The sequence below is a fragment of the Microbulbifer maximicatervae (SeqCode) genome (genome assembly GCF_052467385.1).
Genome location: NZ_CP174311.1, coordinates 1,220,680 through 1,238,596, shown reverse-complemented (window position 1 = coordinate 1,238,596; position 17,917 = coordinate 1,220,680). Strand labels below are relative to the sequence as shown.

Genomic DNA, 17,917 nt, shown 5'->3' with positions numbered 1-17,917 from the left:
GTCTTACATTTAACACCGCAATCAGATGCGGCTTATTTTGTGTACTTTTTGCTCAAAAATGGGAGCGCAGCGACCGTGTAAGAAGTACACTAAGTAAAACGTCGACTGCATTGCTTTGTTATGTGAACTTAATTCACCGACTCTTCCAGAATTCCAAAATTTACTCTACTTCTAACGCCCGTTACCTCATAGGCTTTGCCATCAATTACTCGTGGTAAATACTTGTCATTAGAAACAGAAAACAAAGCAGTTCTATCAAAAATACCAGCTGGTTTAGATTCGAGAACTATGACATCTTTAACTTCGCCATTTATTCCAATCGTAAATTCAACTAATACATATCCCTCAATCTTCTTTTCTAGCGCATCTCTGGGATAGTATTCTTTACTTTTTTGGATTAACCAGAAATCTCCGTCAATTAGCTGGTTAACTCTTTGAAGCTTTTTATATTTTCCTAAATATATAGATTCCTGATAGACATTAAGAACAGTTAGGTAAGAGTCTTGCTCATCCTCTGGACTATTAGCTATAGAGAGCTTTGCTGCCTCTAATTGCTGTTTAGCTTCAGCTACTCTACCAAAATGGAGGTAGCACCTTACTCTATATATTTGATGCCAGGTGCTCTCCTGCTCTTTTCGTTTCTCGCTGCAGGCTACATCTCTTGTGTGCTCCATGTTTTCTTGAGTTGCACAAGAAGAAATTAGGATTAAAAATATAAATTACAGGAGAATTTTCATTCTAAGACTACTTCAACGCATAACGGCGCGCGCCTTTCGCGTGTCTAGTGGAGGCTGTTTTTCGGCCGAAACGATGTTTGAGTACCTTGTTATGAGCTGCATATATCAATGCCCTTTTTTCTAAGATAGGTGATGAGATGATAGTTATATGCTTCTGCATAAACTGGCGCAATTACTTGATACTTTATTTCTGCGAAGCTATCTATTACGTCGTCAATCTTTAAATACCTAACATTGCTGCCATATTCGCAGCTCTTATCAATGAGAGGAACTTCGTTTAGAAGCATGCCCGTAAGGCCAATCAGCCGTAAATCACCATTATCAGCTGCAGAGATAGCCTCGCTCTCTGGATTGGCGTGTAAAATCCAGTCAAAACCCTCTCGGTAATTCTCGGGGCTTGTACAAGATGCCATTAATAAAGCTATAAAAATTACTCTAAAAATACTCATACTTTGAGAGGCTCATAACGTCGCAATAACTGGCGCGTGTTAGCGTATCCAGCGGAGGTTGCTTGCGGCCGCAGCATAGTTAATTGCTTTATTATATTTTACTCACAATTTCTCAAGGACTGAGTAGCCATCATTATCTAGAGTCAGCGAATAACCTCCAATAAAGTCTGCTGCAGCAATTGCCCTAACTGATGATATTGAAACACCAATACTTGAATAGAATTTTTTTATAGCCGCATAGTTACGATTATTTACATTAGTCTGGCAGTCAGTTTCTGTTATGCCGCACTCGTCAGAATCATGCATGATCATTACAGTTCTTCCATCCTCACTTCCAGCGATACGCATCTTGCTACCTTCAATGGATACAACTCTAGTAGCGCCACTAATGATGTTACAGTCCTTGGATACACCAAAACTTGAACATCCTGCTGTTGCGCCATTGATAGGATCACTATTTCGAGTATCCTCCACGGATAGGCTCTTAACAGCTTGAACATTCACACATGCGGTAAGAACCATTCCAACTATTGATACGAACAATATTTTTTTCATTTTTAAAAACTCCATTACTTGAAACTAAATATAACGAGGGTGTAGAAAATTCAGCCCTCTTTTCGTACTGTGCTTCTACGTGAAAAATAGCCTGTTCATCAGTTAAAGCTAGATCAGAATTCACGTAAAACCACCATTTGTGGTCAATATTTGATCGCGCCTAAGAAAACAAAGACATAAATTAGTTTTTCTACAGCCTGAACGACTACAACAGGGGCGACTGGAACGTAACGTAAGCGGTCCCGCGAAGGGCCAAAGACCCATAGCAACTTACTTGTACTTGTTATAGCTTTTACTCATTTTAAAACGCCAACTTGTGATCATGTGGCAAACATTCATCGCACAGTAGCTTACCATTAAAAGTGGCTGCAATATTAAGTTGCTGTATAGGATCAGCCGTTTCTCTGTCACTTACCCAGCATCCACACGATTCACATTTTCCACAATTCATTGTCGATGAATCAAGAACCAACGATTGTGTTGACTCCCATGATAACTGAAAAGATGTTTCAACAGCCTCCACTGCCTCAGATAAAGCATTCTCCAATTTATCAAAGTCATTGAATTCGTCATTGTTTATGACGTCTTCCGGAACCTCAACTAGGACATTTACGCTTAATAGTACTGTTTTACTCTTTCTCATATATTTAGCTGATGTTTCGGATCCAAGTGGCTATAGCGCCGCCAACACGGGCCGAAATGGAGCAGCGAAGCTGCGGAATGTAGGTCCAGCCAGCTTTGCTGGCGATCGTGCTTGACTTTGTTAAGAGTTCTCATTTCCGAAGTGCCCAATAGAAGCAATACTAATTACAAGGAATACAAAAATTACTATGAGCCAAACATATGGTCTGAACCAAAACCAATAGTCCATGCGATTTCCAGTCAAATGAAGATACTTAAAGCCAAAAATATAAACAAGAGTGACGGCTGTTGCTAAGATTAAACTGGCCGGCAGAAACAGTACAACAGTGTCACTCCCACCTTTTGAGTTAAAGAAACCCAGAATAAATAGCCCAAAATTCAGATAACCTAAGACCTTTACTACATGTAAAAATAACTCTTTATTAGTACTCATTGAATATCTATGTTTTGACTCTGGTCTTGCCCACAAAAAGTAGACACTCTAACTATGCGTACTTTCGTTCATACTCTGCTGGACTTACATAGCCCAATGCGGAGTGCCTACGAACCCTATTGTAGAAAATCTCAATGTATTCAAACACCTCAGATTTTGCTTGCTCTTCGCTTTCGAATGTTCCGGCATAGACCAGCTCGACTTTTAGCCTGCTAAAGAATGATTCCATTGCCGCATTATCCCAACAGTTAGCCTGGCGACTCATACTCGGCTTGCACTTGCTTTCGGACAAGAGATCCTGGTATTTCTGCGATCGATATTGCACACCCCTGTCAGAGTGAACTAGCAGTCCAGGCTTTATTGGTCGTCGCTCTAGGGCCATTTTCAATGCTCGACGTGTCAATTCATCGGTCATCTGCGAGTCGAATGCCCAACCTACAATACGTCGAGAGTACAGATCCATAACTACCGCGAGGTATAGCCACCTATCCAGAACCCAGATATACGTAATGTCACTGGTCCAGCGGCAATTTGGTCGATCCACATCAAAGCAACGCTTAAGTAAGTTGGCGGAGACGTTAATGCTCCCCTCTACGGGCTGACTACATCGAAAGCCTTTGCCGTTTCTCGCTTTAATATGTTCCTGTTGCATAAGCTTAGCGACGTAGTTCCGCGAGCATGGCTCACCTAACTCTTGAAGCTCGCAAGCAATTCTAGGCGCGCCATAACGACCTTTAAACTCAACAAACGTCTCTCGGATTTTCTCGATTGTTCGTATCTCTCTAATCGTGCGAGCAGATGGCAATCGCCCCCGCCATCGATAATAACCCAATCTTGAGACTTCTAAACACCGACACATCAAGCTAACCGGGAATGACCCTACATGCTCTTGTATCAATGCGTACTTTACTCTTGGTGGTTCGCAAAGTGCGCAGCTGCCTTTTTTAGAAACTCAACCTCCTGACGAGCTTCATGCAGCTCCTTCTTGAGTTTGCGAACTTCAGCGCTTTCCTGTTTGGAATAGTCGACACTGTCTAAACTATTGAACTGCTTATCAGACAGTCGATTAAATTGACGACGCCAGTTGTAGATCTGCTGTGCGCTGACGCCTAGCTCTCGCGCCACAGAAGCCGTTGTTGCTCCAGGCTTTTCCGCTCTCTTAACTGCTTCTCTGCGGAACTCCTCCGTATACGCCTGAGTTCTTTTCTTACCCATGATACACCTCCGTGTTAGGCCTAAACCTAACTATACAGGGTGTCTACTAAACGTGGGTAAGTCTTAAAGTTAACGCCCAATTCAGTGGCCCGATGCGGAGTGCTTTTAATTATGTTGTAATGTAATGAAAGCAAAATTAAAAGCGCGGAGTATCGGGTCCGACTGCAATTTCTTGTTATGTGCTCTTACTCCGTTTTTTTGAACCAACCGTTTTCTCTTGAACTAAGTTCCTGCCAGGACTCTCTACTTAGAATTTCCATATTTGAATGCTTAGTACCTACTAATACTTTTTCAGAATCCCAGGACAGTACTTCTTCTAGGTCTTCAGGAGGAACACCACCAAATTTCGGGAAATACTCCGGTTTAAATGCCCATACTCCACTTTCGATAGCTTCGACCAATTGCTTAACATTCTTCGGTTCAGCGCACAATATTGGTAAAGTACAAATTACTTTAGATATTTCTTCCGGCTCATAGTAATCATCATCGAGAACCCAACCCTCATCTCGCCATAGATAAAATGTCGAGCTAGCTTGTGATACTACAATTGCTGTTTCAGAAATATTTGGACCGCACTGGTAGAACACAGAATATCTAATTTCATTAATATCAATGACTCTAACAGAAATTTCAGAGGAAATGGGAACCTCGTCGATTATCTGAGATAGCAAATCTGCAATTAATGGGTGCGCAGCCCTAATGGAGCTTTGAGTCTCCAAAATTTGAGCTAGGCGCTTCTCGATACTTTTTCTTAAATCTATGACTCTCATCCTCTTGTCACATAACGCCGCAAGTAGCTGCGGCTTTGTAGTGGATTAGTTTGCGGTAGCGTAGCGTTAAACCGCAAAATAAGGAACGAAAAAACCGTCAGGCTGGCTTGTATTGTTATGGCCTAGCATATTCGAACTTGGATACATCTAGCTGTTGAGATTCCAAATTTATTAAAACTGTGTAGTAATCAGTGTACCAAATATTGCCCCTAGAAAAGCCTTCAGTCGAAGAGATCTTTACTATGAATAGATCACTGGAAAGGGCATCCAATTTGTCGAAAGGCGTGTTTTCTGATCGATATATCTCATGGCCGACAAATACAGAAGAAAGATCTACACTTTTTAGTTTTACGAGCTGCTCTTTCGGCACCGAGAAAGTAAGAGCACCGACATTTATTTCAGCTTTTGAAACACTGCGATTACCTTCGTGTAAAGAAATGCTGACCTTAAATGAACCGTAAGGCATAGGCAGCGATCCACTGAGATAGTTTTCATGAACTTCAGCAACTTCAGTTTCACTAGATATAGCAAGTTGTGAGAAAACCAGTAAAACTATAGCGAGATATTTGTTCATAGTTACCTTAGCCATAACGCCTAGCACACGGGCGGCCGAAGCAAAGCGTAGGCCGTCCAGCCCACATATTTTGTGGGCAATCGTGCTGCTTTTTGTTATGCATTAGCCTCTCCGCCAGTCTTTAATAGTTGCAATAAGTAGGGCTATGAAAATTACTAGAAGGAAAAAGGCAACACCATAGCCCACGGCACCATCTACTTTAGCTCCTTTGGCCTCCCAATGCCCATAGGTTATAAGCTGATATAGCATTGCAAAAGATATGAAGCCACTAGTAAATACAGCTAGTAACATATGCCGCAAATTGAAAAGCTTTTTCCCAAAAGCAAGCTCCCCCCATGAAGGAGTCTTGATTTTTCTATCGAGGCCTTTTCGACGCCATCGGCGGTCTTTGAGATTAGACATAGTTTTTATTCATAACGCCCACAGCAGGGGCAGCTTACTTTGTGCGCGTTTTGCGCGAAAATGGGAGCGTAGCGACCCGCGCAAAATGTGCACAAAGTAAGCTGTCCCGCGGAGGGCCGGAGCTCTACTGCCTGTGTTTGTTATGGTGGCGAGAGTTCATTGTTTCTAGACTCTCTCCTCTCGACAAGTAGATACTTTGTTTTGGATAAACTGAAGATCGTTAAATCCTTCAGGAATCTTCCGCCTCTTCCGGCTGCCACCATCTGGTAAAGTCCTCAAAAGCAGAATCATCACATGCTGTTTGGCAGCGTCCCAGGATGTAAATATCTTCCCACCAATTGAGACTCCATTTTGGAAAATTTCATTGGTACATTGATCTAAGATCGACTTTAACTCCGGATCTGAATCCGGAGCAGTTGGATTACCATCCGGTGTTAGATAAAAAGGTTCGGAGCCTTCATGATTTTGCAAAGAGTGCTTGTCGCTGCTTGCACAAGAAGCCAAAAAGCACGTATAAAAAATTACTATGGAATTTTTGATCATTCTACTTCCATGAACCATAACGCCCACAGCAGGGGCGACCGAAGCGAAGCGTAGGGCGTCCCGCACAGGCCCGATGGGCCGGAGCATTCTGCCTGTGTTTGTTAAGTGAGCGGGCTTGCATCCTATTGAGACCCCAACCACATGATAAACACAGCAAAAATAATCACTAAAGACTGCAGTACGGCACCCACCTTGACTGAAACACGCAGAGCAACGCCAGGAATCAATAAGCTTAGGGACCCTAGCAATGATACTGAGGCGATGATCCTACCAATACTATGCGGCTCTTGGTGGATTGGCTCCAGAGCAGTATTTAGGAACAGCCACATGGAAATCAGCGCAAGTATAAAGCCAAGGCCAATTTCGACGTTCGATATATGCTTTAAAGCCTTTGAACTTTGCATCACAAGCTCACATAACGTTGCCAGCAAGGGCAGCCGAAGCAGAGCGTAGGCTGTCCAGCCCAGCCACCGGCTGGGCGATCTTGCCTGGCCTGGTTATAGCTGGCGCGCACTGAACGACCTACTTGCTCTCTGCCAGCCAACTTTGACTGGCCACTGCCCAATAAATTTACAGGGAAAATACCATACTTTTCCCACCAGTTAACTAGCTGATTGGCACCCCACAATGGCACAACTGACTTGCAGAGCTTGTTGACTTAAAACCAAAGCACTTGAACGAAACTGCGGTGCTAGCCTGCAGGAAAACTCTCTGGCGTAGCGTGTTCAGATAGAGGTTGTTATTTGCAGCAACTACAAGCCATCTAAAAATTGACCGCCACAATAACGCCGCGTTCAGGGGCTACCAATGCGGCGCACCCTTTTGTGTAAAATGTGAGCGCAACGAACTACACAAATAAGGTGCATAGCTTTGGGAGTCCCACTACAACGCTTTGTTAGGAGTTGCCTGGCCACTTTGGAAGAGCCTCTTCAATTACAATCCCGTTTTCAGTGCTTATCTTTAGTTTTAAACGATCTTCAAGCAACTCAATTGAGTACTTCCCTAAAGGACACCTACTCCCTTCATATGATGTGTCTACTTCGAAGGAATAGCTCCCAGCATCCGCTTTCAAAACTGCATACCTGAATTGGCCTTTACTACACCGAAATATGAGTGCCAGCCCTCCGTTAGCGCGCCTTGCCCAATGAAACTCTCGATAGAGCTCAGCACTTTCTGGAGCTTTAGACAATGATCCATACACGGCGATTGTAGTTGCCTGATCCTTCTCAGCGGCAGCAGCTGAATCAACCATTGCCCAACATAAAGCTATCAAGAATAAAGCACGCAATACTCTAAACTCCTAACGCCGCTAGCAAGGGCAGCCGAAGTAGCACGTAGTCTGTCCAGCCCAGCCCCGAAGGGGTTGGGCGAGCTTGTCTAGCCTGATTATGGCTGGCGCGCTCGGGACTGCCTACTAGCACCTTACCAGCTACATTTTGGCTGGCCGCTGCCCAATATTCACGAGGAAAGAATACCGCACTTTCCCCAACCAATTCCTATCTTACTGGCACTCCACGAAATTGCAGCGGACTGCCCCTTTTTACAGCAGCTGAGCGAACACTCTAGGAGCGAAACTGCCGAAATAATAATCAATAAAATTGCTCAATACCGAGTGCTATTTAGTGACGCTAAAGTCCCAGTTACTGCGTAAAATCAATAAAGCCGACCGCCACAATAATGCCCATCGCAGACGCAGCCAGCGCGGAGCGCATTTTGTGTTAATGTTTGAGCGCCAGCGAGTAACACAAAAGGTACGTAACGTTGGCTGTCGCTCTGCCGCTGCTTGTATGGTTGTTCTTGATCGATTCTAATGTTGAAAATCCTTTTCACTAACGGGTAAATTGAAACCCACCTTCGGCGGCCACCGAAGGCCTTGTTTGTCACAGTTCGCTGCTTGGCCGGTTCGTAAAAGACCGATAACAAGTATGAACGTGATAAGCACTCACTAGGCATAACTCGGATAGTCATGTGGGCCTCGAGCCCGAATAGCAAGGCGGAGATAGCTTATCTTATGGAACCTCAAGAGATCAATGTCGGTATCGATACCAGCAGTAAACAACTCGATATTTATGTGAGACCTACTGGCCAATTCTTTAGTGTTGCCAATGATAAAAATGGCATTAAGAATGCCATTAAACAATTACAACCTCTTAAACCTCAAAGAGTATTAATAGAGTCTACAGGAAGACTCGAATTAGAGTTTGTTTGCGCCGCTAACAAAGCAGGATTACCTGTTGTTGTTTGCAACCCTTCACAGATAAGGAGCTTCGCTAAATCCACAGGGCGACTCGCCAAAACTGACAAGCTAGATGCAATGGATATTGCACATTTTGGTGAGGCCATGAAGCCAAGACTATCGGAGCTAAAGCCAGAAAAGCTTTGGGAGATCAGTGACTTACTGGCGGTAAGAAGTCAGTGTTTAGAGATGAGCACAATGCAAAAGAACCGGCTTCAGAGGATGCCGAAATCGGTACACAAACCTATCCAGACCATTCTAAACACCATCAAGAAAGAGTTACAAGGTATCGACAAGCAACTGGATAAACTGGTTAACAGTGTGTCTGAGTGGCGGCAAAGGCGCGACCTATTGTTGAGCGCTAAAGGAGTCGGAAATGTATTGGCTTATACGCTGATGAGTGAACTTCCTGAGCTCGGAAAATTGAACCGTAAAGAGATCGCTGCACTTGTAGGTGTCGCCCCGATGAACCGTGATAGCGGCAGCTTCCAGGGAAAGAGATATATTCGAGGCGGAAGGCATCGTGTATGTACGGTTCTATTTGTTTCCATCATGTCGGCCATACAACATCATCCCAAACTAAAGCCGATGTATAAGCGATTAGTCGACGCTGGCAAACCTAAAAAGGTCGCTCTGATTGCCTGCATGAGAAAGCAGATTACGATCCTGAATACGATGGTAAAAAATAACACCTACTGGGATGAAAGTATGGCTTAATAACTTGACGAACAACCATAGTCACTTGTTATGTGTTTGATTTAGCGGCAATAACCTTACCTAAAACAACTAAGCCAGCCCCTAAAATTAATGTAGCCAATACATAGTTTTGGCCACCCTCTGTAGCTACAACTTTATAGTAAGTGTGACTATCCTCGCCGGTAAAGAAATTACTTATTGTTATCCAAAAATCTACCGGCAAGAAATTGCTCATAAAAGCCAACCCTGAATATGCAATAAATATCCAACCAAACCTTACAAACCACTTAGAGATCTTTTTCATGGATTACACATAACGCCCGCAACACCGGGCCGTTTTGAGCGCAGCGGAAAACGGGTCCGTGTGCTTGCGTTTGTTATACGAAAACTGGTTGCTGGTCTGCATATCCCCATACCCTGTAACACCCATTTTCTAAGGAGTATGGGATATTGTACTTTTTCAGAACAGTTGCTATAAAGCCACTGAAGTCAGTAATTCTATCACTCAAAAGGTTGCCCCTTCGCTCTCTTTTGAATGGGTCAATATCCATCCACTCGATACAGCTAGATTGACCGTAGCGAACCCATTCCCAATCAAGCAGCGAAAACCCAGGCATTGCCTCTAAGTCTCGTAGATATTTAAGCCTTACTTGAGGTTCGAAATCACTGTTACTTGTAATGGCATTAGCGAGTTCTCGCCACTTTGTTTTGTTCATATACGAAACAAGGTGCCGCTCTTCAATAAATTTTAGTGTTTCTTCGTTCATTGCCTACGTATAACGCCCACAGCACGGGCGGCCGAAGCGCAGCGTAGGCTGTCCCGCGGAGGCCCGAAGGGCCGAAGCAGCGTGCCTGTGATTGTTAAGAGTTATTGGCACCATGTTCCTGATTCCAACAAAAACACACAAACAAGTAGTAGCTACCAAATAGGGCGTATATCCACATAATTGTAAACCCCACGTGATCTATAGCACTACTACCAAATTTGGAATACAACAAAAATACCAAAAGTGAAGCAAAGAACGAGGTGTTCAGAATGACAGTACCTATAAAGCGCGCAACACCAAATCTACTCCCTTGCATTGGGCAGAGAAATGTAAATGGAAACCATGCAAATTTCTTAGCATGAAATACATTCATTATTTTAATAAACTCACTCATAACTCGATCTTTCGATTATGGCTCTTAACGCCCGCAGCAACGGCAGGCTAAAGTGGCGCGGCTTTTGGAACTAAAGGCGTGACGCTTTTTCCTGTCCGATTGCCTGCGCTTGTTATAACTAAGTACCGATTTCAATACAGAACTCTTGGTAAACGGATTGTATTTTGTTGACTAAAGACTCACCGTCAGAGAAGAAATGCAAGTCACGTGAACCGCCGTCATTATTTACTACAAAGATGAGTTCTTCCTGCTCTCCTTCAAAGGTTACGGCAAGAGATACCATATCCTTTTCATGGTCGGGTACTGCATCGTAAATATCCATCAATTGCTGCACGTGACTATCTCCAAAGTCGTCATCGAATATTGAGACAACTCTAGCAAGTAGTGGCTGGATAATAGAACTATCCGTATTCATTGATGCTTCAAACATCGTAACTTCCTAAAAGTTATAACGCCGCAAGCAACGGCCGAAATGTAGCGGCGAAGCCGCGGAATGTAGGTCCAGCCCACGTAGTGGGCGGTGTTGCCTTGCTTTGTTAAGCATGATGACCTCTCTTATAAAATGCATAGGCACACATAGCCAGCCCTACGGAATATAAAAAATCAAAAGACATTACGGAAATAGCAGTGTAAGTGGGTGAGCTAGATAATGAATCAGGGTAAGTAGCCCACAGCCACTCCATTGTAGGAATTGCTAACATGCTAGGCAGTAGCATTATGGTGAGGCCAATGATAAACAACCCGGAGGAGGACGAGCTTTGCTTTAAGATGCTGTATCCGGCGACTATCGCAACCAGAAGAGACGGCCAGGTAGAAAGCAAAGTCATTGTAATTATTTCGTAGATTTCCACTCGATCCCTCGTGATGCTTAAACGCCGCCAACAGGGGCGACCAACGTTGGGCGCCTTTTGCGCAATAATGGGAGCGCAGCGACCGCGCAAAAGGTGCACAGCGTTGGACGTCCCGCGGAGGGCCGAAGGCCCGGAGCAAACTGCTTGGCCTTGTTATGTGATTAAGAATCAAGCTTGCTATAACCCACGATTTTCCAGTGACCGCTTTGATGCCACTCTAGTGAAATTAAATACTTGGCACCAGATTTAAATTGCTTGGCGCAAAATAAAGTATTTGTACGAATACGCACTGACTCTTTTCCTGGAGGATACTCTGACGAAATGTATACTCCTGGCATTTGAATACAGCGAGCGCCTTCCGGGCATTCGAAAACGTATACATATGCCTCAACATTGAATCTTCTGTTTCTTGGAAGATTCTCAGTAAATTCGATTAGCTCGTGTTCTCCAGCACTCCCTTTTGTACGAATTGAACAGTTCATCAGGGGATTTGCGAACGCCAAACTTGAAACAATCGATAGTGTCATTAAAAGTATGAGGTGCGCTTTCATTCTTTGAGCCTACTCTCACATAACGCCCGGCTTAAGGGCGGATTTGTAGCAGCGAAGCTGCGGAAAAGCCGTCCCAGCCATGCGAAGCATGGCGACTACAGCCGCTTGTTATACGTTGCGCTTTGTAACATGTAATGTACGTCTTTCTTTTGCGCTTATTACCACGTTGTTAAACTCAGCCTTCCAGGCTCCGAACTTTACGAAATTGCTTCTCGCTTGACGAAGACTCATATCATCGTTTAAATCAGATGCCGCATCCCAATCTGGGTTTTCTGGATCAAGACAGTCGTCTTCCCAGAAGCAGACTGGGCATACTAGGCATTTGCCTCGCTCCGCTAGTGAATAATAATCACAGCACGGGCACTGCTTCATATTTTCACTCATGGGGAATTCCTTTAATTCCATCGCTCGGTCTCGACTTACGTATAACGCCTTGCGCACAGGAAGCCGAACCTTAGGTTTGGCTGTCCAGCCGCGAAGCGGCGATTGTGCCGCAACTTGTTAGGCATTGCATTTACTCCCGCTCTACAATTTCCGCTGCCCAATCACTCCAGCTTTCTTCTCCCAAGTCGTCTACGACAGCGCCTGGATTAATAGAACACCACCAGTCTTTAACTAAATTATATTCGCGACTTGAGATTTCGAATGGAGGCCAGCTGTCCATTCTACCATCCTGATCACATGGGTCATTTCCCTGTATTAGAAACTGATTTAAAAAATTGTGCGGTGGAAAATATCCGGACAACTCTACAACACCGAAAATACCATAAAGGACCTTCGAGTTTTCAGTTAATACTCTCTTCGCCCTTTCAACGCCCATTTCTTAATGATGCCTAACGCCCAGCGCAGGCGCAGCCAGCGCGGAGCGCATTTTGTGTTAATGTTTGTGCGCCAGCGAGTAACACAAAAGGTGTGTAGCGTTGGCTGTCGCTCTGCCGCTGCTTGTTATGCATTGCGCTGGCACTTATGTTTGGGCTTAAAATCTAGGACTTTGTTGTACGTGTCACCTACAACGTAGGTCCCTTTTTTGAACCGGTACTTACTTAGCGTCTTGATGGCAGCTCTATTGAATATTTCCGTTTCTGCCTTGACGACCTTTATGTTTTTAGCTTCTCCAGCTTCATCAATTTGGAAGGCTAGCTTTACTGATCCTGATAGCTCTCTACAAAATGGAGGCATTGGGTAGATTGGCTCTACCTCCTCAACTGCCTCTTGGGCAACTGAGATCGCTGAAGAAAAGACCAAACTAAGTGTAAGTACGAATTTTTTCATTACTGATGCATAACGCCTGCCGCAGCCGCTGACAAAATGGGCGCTTGTTTTGCGGCCTTTTGCAAAACAAGTGGCCGTTTTGGCAGTCGGTTGCCGGCACTTGTTATGTGTTTTGCTGCTTAAGGTAAGAAATAATTTCATTTAGCACCCTTTGCCCCATTGTTTTAATAACAAGCTCATTTAGTTCGCCGGATAGGAACCCTGACCATGTGGTACTTGAAGCACCTGATGAATGAGCGAACCGACCTGACGTACACCAGACTTTGTGATCGGAGGAAATGTAAACCTCATATAACTCTCCACCTGGAGTGTCATTGGTCCATTCTTTTAACTTTTGAGGAGGCTTATATTTTCCCTTCTTCTTAAAAAACACAAAATTCCCTTATGACGCATAACGCTTTGCTCAACGGCGCGCGCAGTTTGCGCGTCCGGTGGAGGGCCGTAGGCCCGGAACGAATTGCAGCAATTTGTTAGGTGTTTCTAGCACGATCTACTCTCTCGATTAACTCCGTGATAACGGGGTTTCTAGAGAATGGGTTAAACCTCATTGGAGGATTAAACGCAAGCTCCTTGCCGATAGCGCCATCTGAACGAATTTGTAATACAACCCTTTCCGGCGAACTCATCTGGGCGTAACTAATGTTAATGATATCTTTGAGTAGGACTCTTTGTTCTTGCCCTCCTTTACGGAAGAGCAATGAGTCTCCCTCGTCATAGACTTCATCAGCTAGATCCCAGAGTAACTTTTTGAAGAAGAAAAAGCCAAAGACAGCCATAATAACTGGCACAACCAAGAACATTATGGACTCCTGGGCTGCCCCAGCTGCCAAAGATGTGACTAGAAAGAATGAAAGAAACCCAAACCATATACTTGGAAAAAGCTTCTTAAAATAGAATGTTGATCCTGATATTTTCTTCATACTATCCCTGACACCTAACGCCTTGCTCAGCTGCGCATTGAACTTAGGGTGATTTTGCGCATCAGCGCGAAATTCAAACTAAGTTCAAGGTGTCAGCTGCAGCAATTTGTTAGGTATTTTATTTTTTCCTACCAAGATATTCCAATAAATATTCTTTAGCAATCCATTTACAGTTTTCCCAGCTGTAACATATTTCCCTTTCTGTTTCTAAAAGTTTTTCAGGTGTATTGATATCCACATAACGAGTAGGAAGTAATATGGCATCCTTGTATCCATTTTCGCTTGGGCGCTCTAACTTTCTAATACCATAACCACTGTGCATGACAATCAAATCAGGAAAACTTGATAGACAATTTTTCCGTAATTCTGCCTCAGCTGCTTGCGAAGTAGAATTCGTACTCATTAAAGGTCTAAAGACACTTTCTTTCCTATTTAGAAATACAAGATAATAATTACCTAAACCGTGGCCAATAAAATAACCGAACTCTATATATTCACCTACTTTTGAATTTTTTATAGGATTGATTACCTTTGCCTTGTAAGAAACTCCACATGGCTTCTCTTCAGTTCCTAATGTACTACCATTTTCTATTCTAACAATAGCAGTAACATCTGACCGATCTAGCAGCTCACCAATTTCAACCCTCGGCAAAGTAGTACCGGCCGATACAACTGGAAGAAAAAGTAAAATCAATAAAATAAACCTATTCATACTCTCCCCGAACCTAACGCCAAGCTTTGGGGCGGACCACGCAGTGGGCCGTCCCAGCAGCCGAAGGCTGCGACAACAGCGCCTTGTTATGTTTTGATTGTTTCAACTAACCGCTCAAATATAAAAGTAGTTGGACCGTATTTTTGTTTTACGCAAATCTCGAATGTTTCAATCACCAGCCTAGTACCTACAGCGACGTCTTCACTATCCCAGTAGCCGCAGCGATCATACTCTATCAGCGAACCATCAAGATCAATTTCTACAGCATCGTACTGTTCGTTAAACTGGTCGATTCTCTCGCCGACAAAAGTGACAACACCACTCTTTTTTTTATGGGGCATAGCACCAGCTTCATAGCTCTGCCACCACTGACGAGAACCTACAACCCCATTGGATTCAATATACTCTGGCCAATCCGCCTCAAGAACTTCGTTAACTGAAGCTGCCCATGGTGACTTAGATTCCTTTAAATCAAATATTACTGGCATTCTCTAAATCTCGGTGAAACATAACGACTACAACAGGGGCGGCTGGAGCGTAGCGTAGGCCGTCCCGCGAAGGGCCAAAGGCCCGTAGCAACCTGCTTGTACTCGTTAGGGTTGGTACCCACTAAGTTTGATAACTTTACGGACATATACTGCCTCCCGAATGTCATTTCTCTCAGCCCAGGAAAAACTAAATGGGAATACTAGCGTACATAAACTCATCATTTTATCATCCATGAAAAATATGTACTCCCCAGACAGCTCAAGAGAGAGCGAGTTTGAATCGCCGTATAGCATAAAATTATCAGCTATTTCCCCTTTTAGCTTAGCTGTAACTCTCAATTCATAGCTAAATGTCTCAATAGAGTTTTCTGGAGCGTAAGTTCCCTTCATGACTTGCGCCACGAATACTTGATTTCGAATATCCCAATTTTTCTCTAAATCAAAAGGGTTTTCCGGACACTCCCCGCCATAAGCTGTAGGACCGAAAAATATAAACAGTAAGCTTATAAATTTCCTCATTTCTATTCGGAACCTTAACGTTGCCAACAGGGGCGGCCGAAGCAGCGCGTAGGCCGTCCAGCCCAGCTATCAGCTGGGCGAGCCTGCTTGGCCTAGTTATGTGTTTTCAATACCTGCCCATGACTGGCCGTTTACTAACTTAACCTCTACACTAATCTCTTCAAATTCTGGAGAATAATCTTCAATATGAATAAAGTCAGTGGAAATTTTATTACCTGACTCATCTTGAAGCATCAACTCCAGACCATCTCTCTTTTGATAATACTCATCATATTGCTCGCTGGCGAATAGCTTAAAAACACTTTTTACTTTTTGATAGTCAGGACCTTGTATAAAACGTCCATGAACCATACCCACACCTAAATCAGCATGCTCCAGCCTCGATTGACCTATGTAAAAATCTTTTGAAAGTATGTAGTAATTCATGTGGCCACATAACGAAAATAGATATGCGGAACCGTTAAGAAAGTTGGCAGTGCCTTTGTGCAAGCAAAGGGAATGACAACTTTTAGGTTTCCGCATAATCGGGTTGTTATTTGTTGCTCGTGGCACTGTGTACAAATCCACTACAAATATCTTTCTTTTATTGTCTACCACGATTCGGAGAGAGAAACTAGCAGCACTAGGTTCGCGGCCTTGCTTCGAAGCGGCTGCGCCGTCCGCATTAACTTCGTTATGCGAGCGTCGCTGAAGCTTCGAAGCTTACATGAAGGTCGAACCGTTGGCTATGGGCTTTCCCGCCAATACTGTTTTTTTATACAGCAACCTAATAATTACCTGCTATTCTTTATTGAACCCCCGCAAAACTGGAGCGAGCGACCAATAACGCCGCAAGCAACGGCCGAAATGTAGCGGCGAAGCCGCGGAATGTAGGTCCAGCCCACGTAGTGGGCGGTGTTGCCTTGCTTTGTTAAGCATGATGACCTCTCTTATAAAATGCATAGGCACACATAGCCAGCCCTACGGAATATAAAAAATCAAAAGACATTACGGAAATAGCAGTGTAAGTGGGTGAGCTAGATAATGAATCAGGGTAAGTAGCCCACAGCCACTCCATTGTAGGAATTGCTAATATGCTAGGCAGTAGCATTATGGTGAGGCCAATGATAAACAACCCGGAGGAGGACGAGCTTTGCTTTAAGATGCTGTATCCGGCGACTATCGCAACCAGAAGAGACGGCCAGGTAGAAAGCAAAGTCATTGTAATTATTTCGTAGATTTCCACTCGATCCCTCGTGATGCTTAACGTTGCCAGCAAGGGCAGCCGAAGCGAAGCGTAGGCTGTCCAGCCCAGCCTCCGGCTGGGCGATCTTGCCTGGCCTGGTTATAGCTGGCGCGCTCTGAACGACCTACTTGCTCTCTGCCAGCCAACTTTGGCTGGCCACTGCCCGATAAATTTACAGGGAAAAATACCATACTTTCCCCACCAGTTAACTAGCTGATTGGCACTCCACAATGGTGCAGCTGGCTTGCAGAACTTGTTGGCTTTAAACGAAGGCACTTGAACGAAACTGCGGTACCAGTTTGAAGGAGAACTCTCTGGCGAAGCGTGTTCAGGTAGAGATTGTTACTTGAAGCAACTACAAACCATCTAAAAAATGACCGCCACAATAACGCCGTGCTCAATTGCTGGCAAAAGTGGCGCGACTTTTGAATCAAAAGGCGTGACGCTTTTGACTGTCAACTGCAGCACTTGGTTATAACCTTTCCAGCACAACATCTGATTCAAGATCAGTATTATCACTGAGCCTTAGCAATAAATTGACCCCCTCAAATCTAAACTCTATTGAGGAGAACTCTTCGAAAGACCCTTTGCAAGTAATTGATAAAACTTTCTTATGCTTCAGGTCTAGCTCTTTAGCAAGATCTACATGCTCCAAATCATCCACGTCGCAAAATGCATCTTCTTCACTCCACTCTTCCCAAAATCCGAGCGCAGCATCGAGAAAAAAGCGTTGGTAGAGTTCAACTTCTTTTAACTTCAAAATGAGCATTAAAACATTGCTTTCACTCTCTTCCGTATAAATGACAATGAAATTCTCAATTGTCTTACTCGTTAGAGAGGCGCATTCAAAGCTATGATCGTTCGTAATTCTCTGACCGATTTCGATATCCTCAAAAAGTTATAACAGTTAATTCAAAAGAAGCGTCTTTATATCACCCTTCAATATAATTCTACTCACTTCTTTCA

At 43.9% G+C, this 17,917-nt stretch carries 25 protein-coding genes; 2 read left to right on the top strand and 23 right to left on the bottom strand.

What is annotated here, in order from left to right; translation table 11 throughout:
• Positions 1-128: 128 nt before the first annotated feature.
• The 10 genes from ACJJIR_RS05440 to ACJJIR_RS05395 form a co-directional block, all read right to left on the bottom strand.
• Positions 129-674: an energy transducer TonB gene (locus ACJJIR_RS05440; protein ID WP_444907580.1), complete on the bottom strand. Its 546-nt coding sequence runs from the start codon at positions 672-674 to the stop codon at positions 129-131.
• Between the two features lie 152 nt (positions 675-826).
• Complete coding sequence (locus tag ACJJIR_RS05435) at positions 827-1,186, bottom strand: hypothetical protein (RefSeq protein ID WP_444907579.1); 360 nt, start codon at positions 1,184-1,186, stop codon at positions 827-829.
• Positions 1,187-1,288: 102 nt separating this feature from the next.
• On the bottom strand, positions 1,289-1,741 hold the full coding sequence (locus tag ACJJIR_RS05430; RefSeq protein WP_444907578.1) for a hypothetical protein: 453 nt from the start codon (positions 1,739-1,741) through the stop codon (positions 1,289-1,291).
• Between the two features lie 1,127 nt (positions 1,742-2,868).
• Positions 2,869-3,714: an IS3 family transposase gene (locus ACJJIR_RS05425; protein ID WP_444907577.1), complete on the bottom strand. Its 846-nt coding sequence runs from the start codon at positions 3,712-3,714 to the stop codon at positions 2,869-2,871.
• A gap of 8 nt (positions 3,715-3,722) precedes the next feature.
• The gene (locus ACJJIR_RS05420) at positions 3,723-4,031 is read right to left on the bottom strand and encodes a transposase (RefSeq protein WP_444907576.1); all 309 of its coding nucleotides are present in this window, start codon (positions 4,029-4,031) and stop codon (positions 3,723-3,725) included.
• Between the two features lie 185 nt (positions 4,032-4,216).
• Positions 4,217-4,801 (bottom strand): hypothetical protein, encoded by a 585-nt coding sequence (locus ACJJIR_RS05415; RefSeq protein ID WP_444907575.1) that lies wholly within the window; start codon positions 4,799-4,801, stop codon positions 4,217-4,219.
• 115 nt (positions 4,802-4,916) lie between these two features.
• Positions 4,917-5,375, bottom strand: a complete 459-nt coding sequence (locus ACJJIR_RS05410) for a hypothetical protein (RefSeq protein WP_444907574.1) — start codon at positions 5,373-5,375, stop codon at positions 4,917-4,919.
• A gap of 102 nt (positions 5,376-5,477) precedes the next feature.
• On the bottom strand, positions 5,478-5,777 hold the full coding sequence (locus ACJJIR_RS05405) for a hypothetical protein (RefSeq protein WP_444907573.1): 300 nt from the start codon (positions 5,775-5,777) through the stop codon (positions 5,478-5,480).
• A gap of 165 nt (positions 5,778-5,942) precedes the next feature.
• Positions 5,943-6,320: a hypothetical protein gene (locus ACJJIR_RS05400; protein ID WP_444907572.1), complete on the bottom strand. Its 378-nt coding sequence runs from the start codon at positions 6,318-6,320 to the stop codon at positions 5,943-5,945.
• An 895-nt stretch (positions 6,321-7,215) separates the two neighbouring features.
• Positions 7,216-7,608 carry a hypothetical protein gene (locus tag ACJJIR_RS05395; RefSeq protein ID WP_444907571.1) on the bottom strand — a complete coding sequence of 131 codons (393 nt, stop codon included), beginning with the start codon at positions 7,606-7,608 and terminating at the stop codon, positions 7,216-7,218.
• A gap of 334 nt (positions 7,609-7,942) precedes the next feature.
• Between ACJJIR_RS05395 and ACJJIR_RS05390 the strand changes: the two genes are divergently transcribed.
• Both ACJJIR_RS05390 and ACJJIR_RS05385 read left to right on the top strand, forming a co-directional pair.
• Positions 7,943-8,131 (top strand): hypothetical protein, encoded by a 189-nt coding sequence (locus ACJJIR_RS05390; protein ID WP_444907570.1) that lies wholly within the window; start codon positions 7,943-7,945, stop codon positions 8,129-8,131.
• Between the two features lie 200 nt (positions 8,132-8,331).
• Complete coding sequence (locus ACJJIR_RS05385; RefSeq protein WP_444907569.1) at positions 8,332-9,273, top strand: IS110 family RNA-guided transposase; 942 nt, start codon at positions 8,332-8,334, stop codon at positions 9,271-9,273.
• 28 nt (positions 9,274-9,301) lie between these two features.
• Here ACJJIR_RS05385 and ACJJIR_RS05380 read toward each other — a convergent pair whose 3' ends face one another.
• The 13 genes from ACJJIR_RS05380 to ACJJIR_RS05320 form a co-directional block, all read right to left on the bottom strand.
• Positions 9,302-9,556: a hypothetical protein gene (locus ACJJIR_RS05380; RefSeq protein WP_444907568.1), complete on the bottom strand. Its 255-nt coding sequence runs from the start codon at positions 9,554-9,556 to the stop codon at positions 9,302-9,304.
• Positions 9,557-9,629: 73 nt separating this feature from the next.
• Positions 9,630-10,019: a DUF6678 family protein gene (locus ACJJIR_RS05375; RefSeq protein ID WP_413662489.1), complete on the bottom strand. Its 390-nt coding sequence runs from the start codon at positions 10,017-10,019 to the stop codon at positions 9,630-9,632.
• Between the two features lie 512 nt (positions 10,020-10,531).
• Complete coding sequence (locus ACJJIR_RS05370) at positions 10,532-10,843, bottom strand: hypothetical protein (RefSeq protein ID WP_444907567.1); 312 nt, start codon at positions 10,841-10,843, stop codon at positions 10,532-10,534.
• A 582-nt stretch (positions 10,844-11,425) separates the two neighbouring features.
• A complete protein-coding gene (locus ACJJIR_RS05365; RefSeq protein ID WP_444907566.1) occupies positions 11,426-11,815 on the bottom strand; it encodes a hypothetical protein in 390 nt (129 codons plus the stop codon).
• Positions 11,816-11,923: 108 nt separating this feature from the next.
• Positions 11,924-12,187 (bottom strand): CPCC family cysteine-rich protein, encoded by a 264-nt coding sequence (locus ACJJIR_RS05360; RefSeq protein ID WP_444908403.1) that lies wholly within the window; start codon positions 12,185-12,187, stop codon positions 11,924-11,926.
• Between the two features lie 142 nt (positions 12,188-12,329).
• Positions 12,330-12,479 carry a hypothetical protein gene (locus ACJJIR_RS05355; protein ID WP_444907565.1) on the bottom strand — a complete coding sequence of 50 codons (150 nt, stop codon included), beginning with the start codon at positions 12,477-12,479 and terminating at the stop codon, positions 12,330-12,332.
• 281 nt (positions 12,480-12,760) lie between these two features.
• On the bottom strand, positions 12,761-13,228 hold the full coding sequence (locus ACJJIR_RS05350; protein WP_444907564.1) for a TonB family protein: 468 nt from the start codon (positions 13,226-13,228) through the stop codon (positions 12,761-12,763).
• 329 nt (positions 13,229-13,557) lie between these two features.
• Entirely contained in the window at positions 13,558-14,007 is a 450-nt protein-coding gene (locus tag ACJJIR_RS05345; RefSeq protein WP_444907563.1) for a hypothetical protein, read from the bottom strand.
• A gap of 118 nt (positions 14,008-14,125) precedes the next feature.
• Positions 14,126-14,719, bottom strand: coding sequence for a hypothetical protein (locus ACJJIR_RS05340; protein WP_444907562.1), 594 nt, complete (start codon positions 14,717-14,719; stop codon positions 14,126-14,128).
• A gap of 86 nt (positions 14,720-14,805) precedes the next feature.
• Positions 14,806-15,207 (bottom strand): hypothetical protein, encoded by a 402-nt coding sequence (locus ACJJIR_RS05335; RefSeq protein ID WP_444907561.1) that lies wholly within the window; start codon positions 15,205-15,207, stop codon positions 14,806-14,808.
• 105 nt (positions 15,208-15,312) lie between these two features.
• Entirely contained in the window at positions 15,313-15,726 is a 414-nt protein-coding gene (locus ACJJIR_RS05330) for a hypothetical protein (RefSeq protein WP_444896917.1), read from the bottom strand.
• A gap of 96 nt (positions 15,727-15,822) precedes the next feature.
• A complete protein-coding gene (locus ACJJIR_RS05325; RefSeq protein ID WP_444907560.1) occupies positions 15,823-16,152 on the bottom strand; it encodes a hypothetical protein in 330 nt (109 codons plus the stop codon).
• A 1,271-nt stretch (positions 16,153-17,423) separates the two neighbouring features.
• Positions 17,424-17,720 (bottom strand): hypothetical protein, encoded by a 297-nt coding sequence (locus tag ACJJIR_RS05320; RefSeq protein ID WP_444907559.1) that lies wholly within the window; start codon positions 17,718-17,720, stop codon positions 17,424-17,426.
• Positions 17,721-17,917 lie beyond the last annotated feature (197 nt).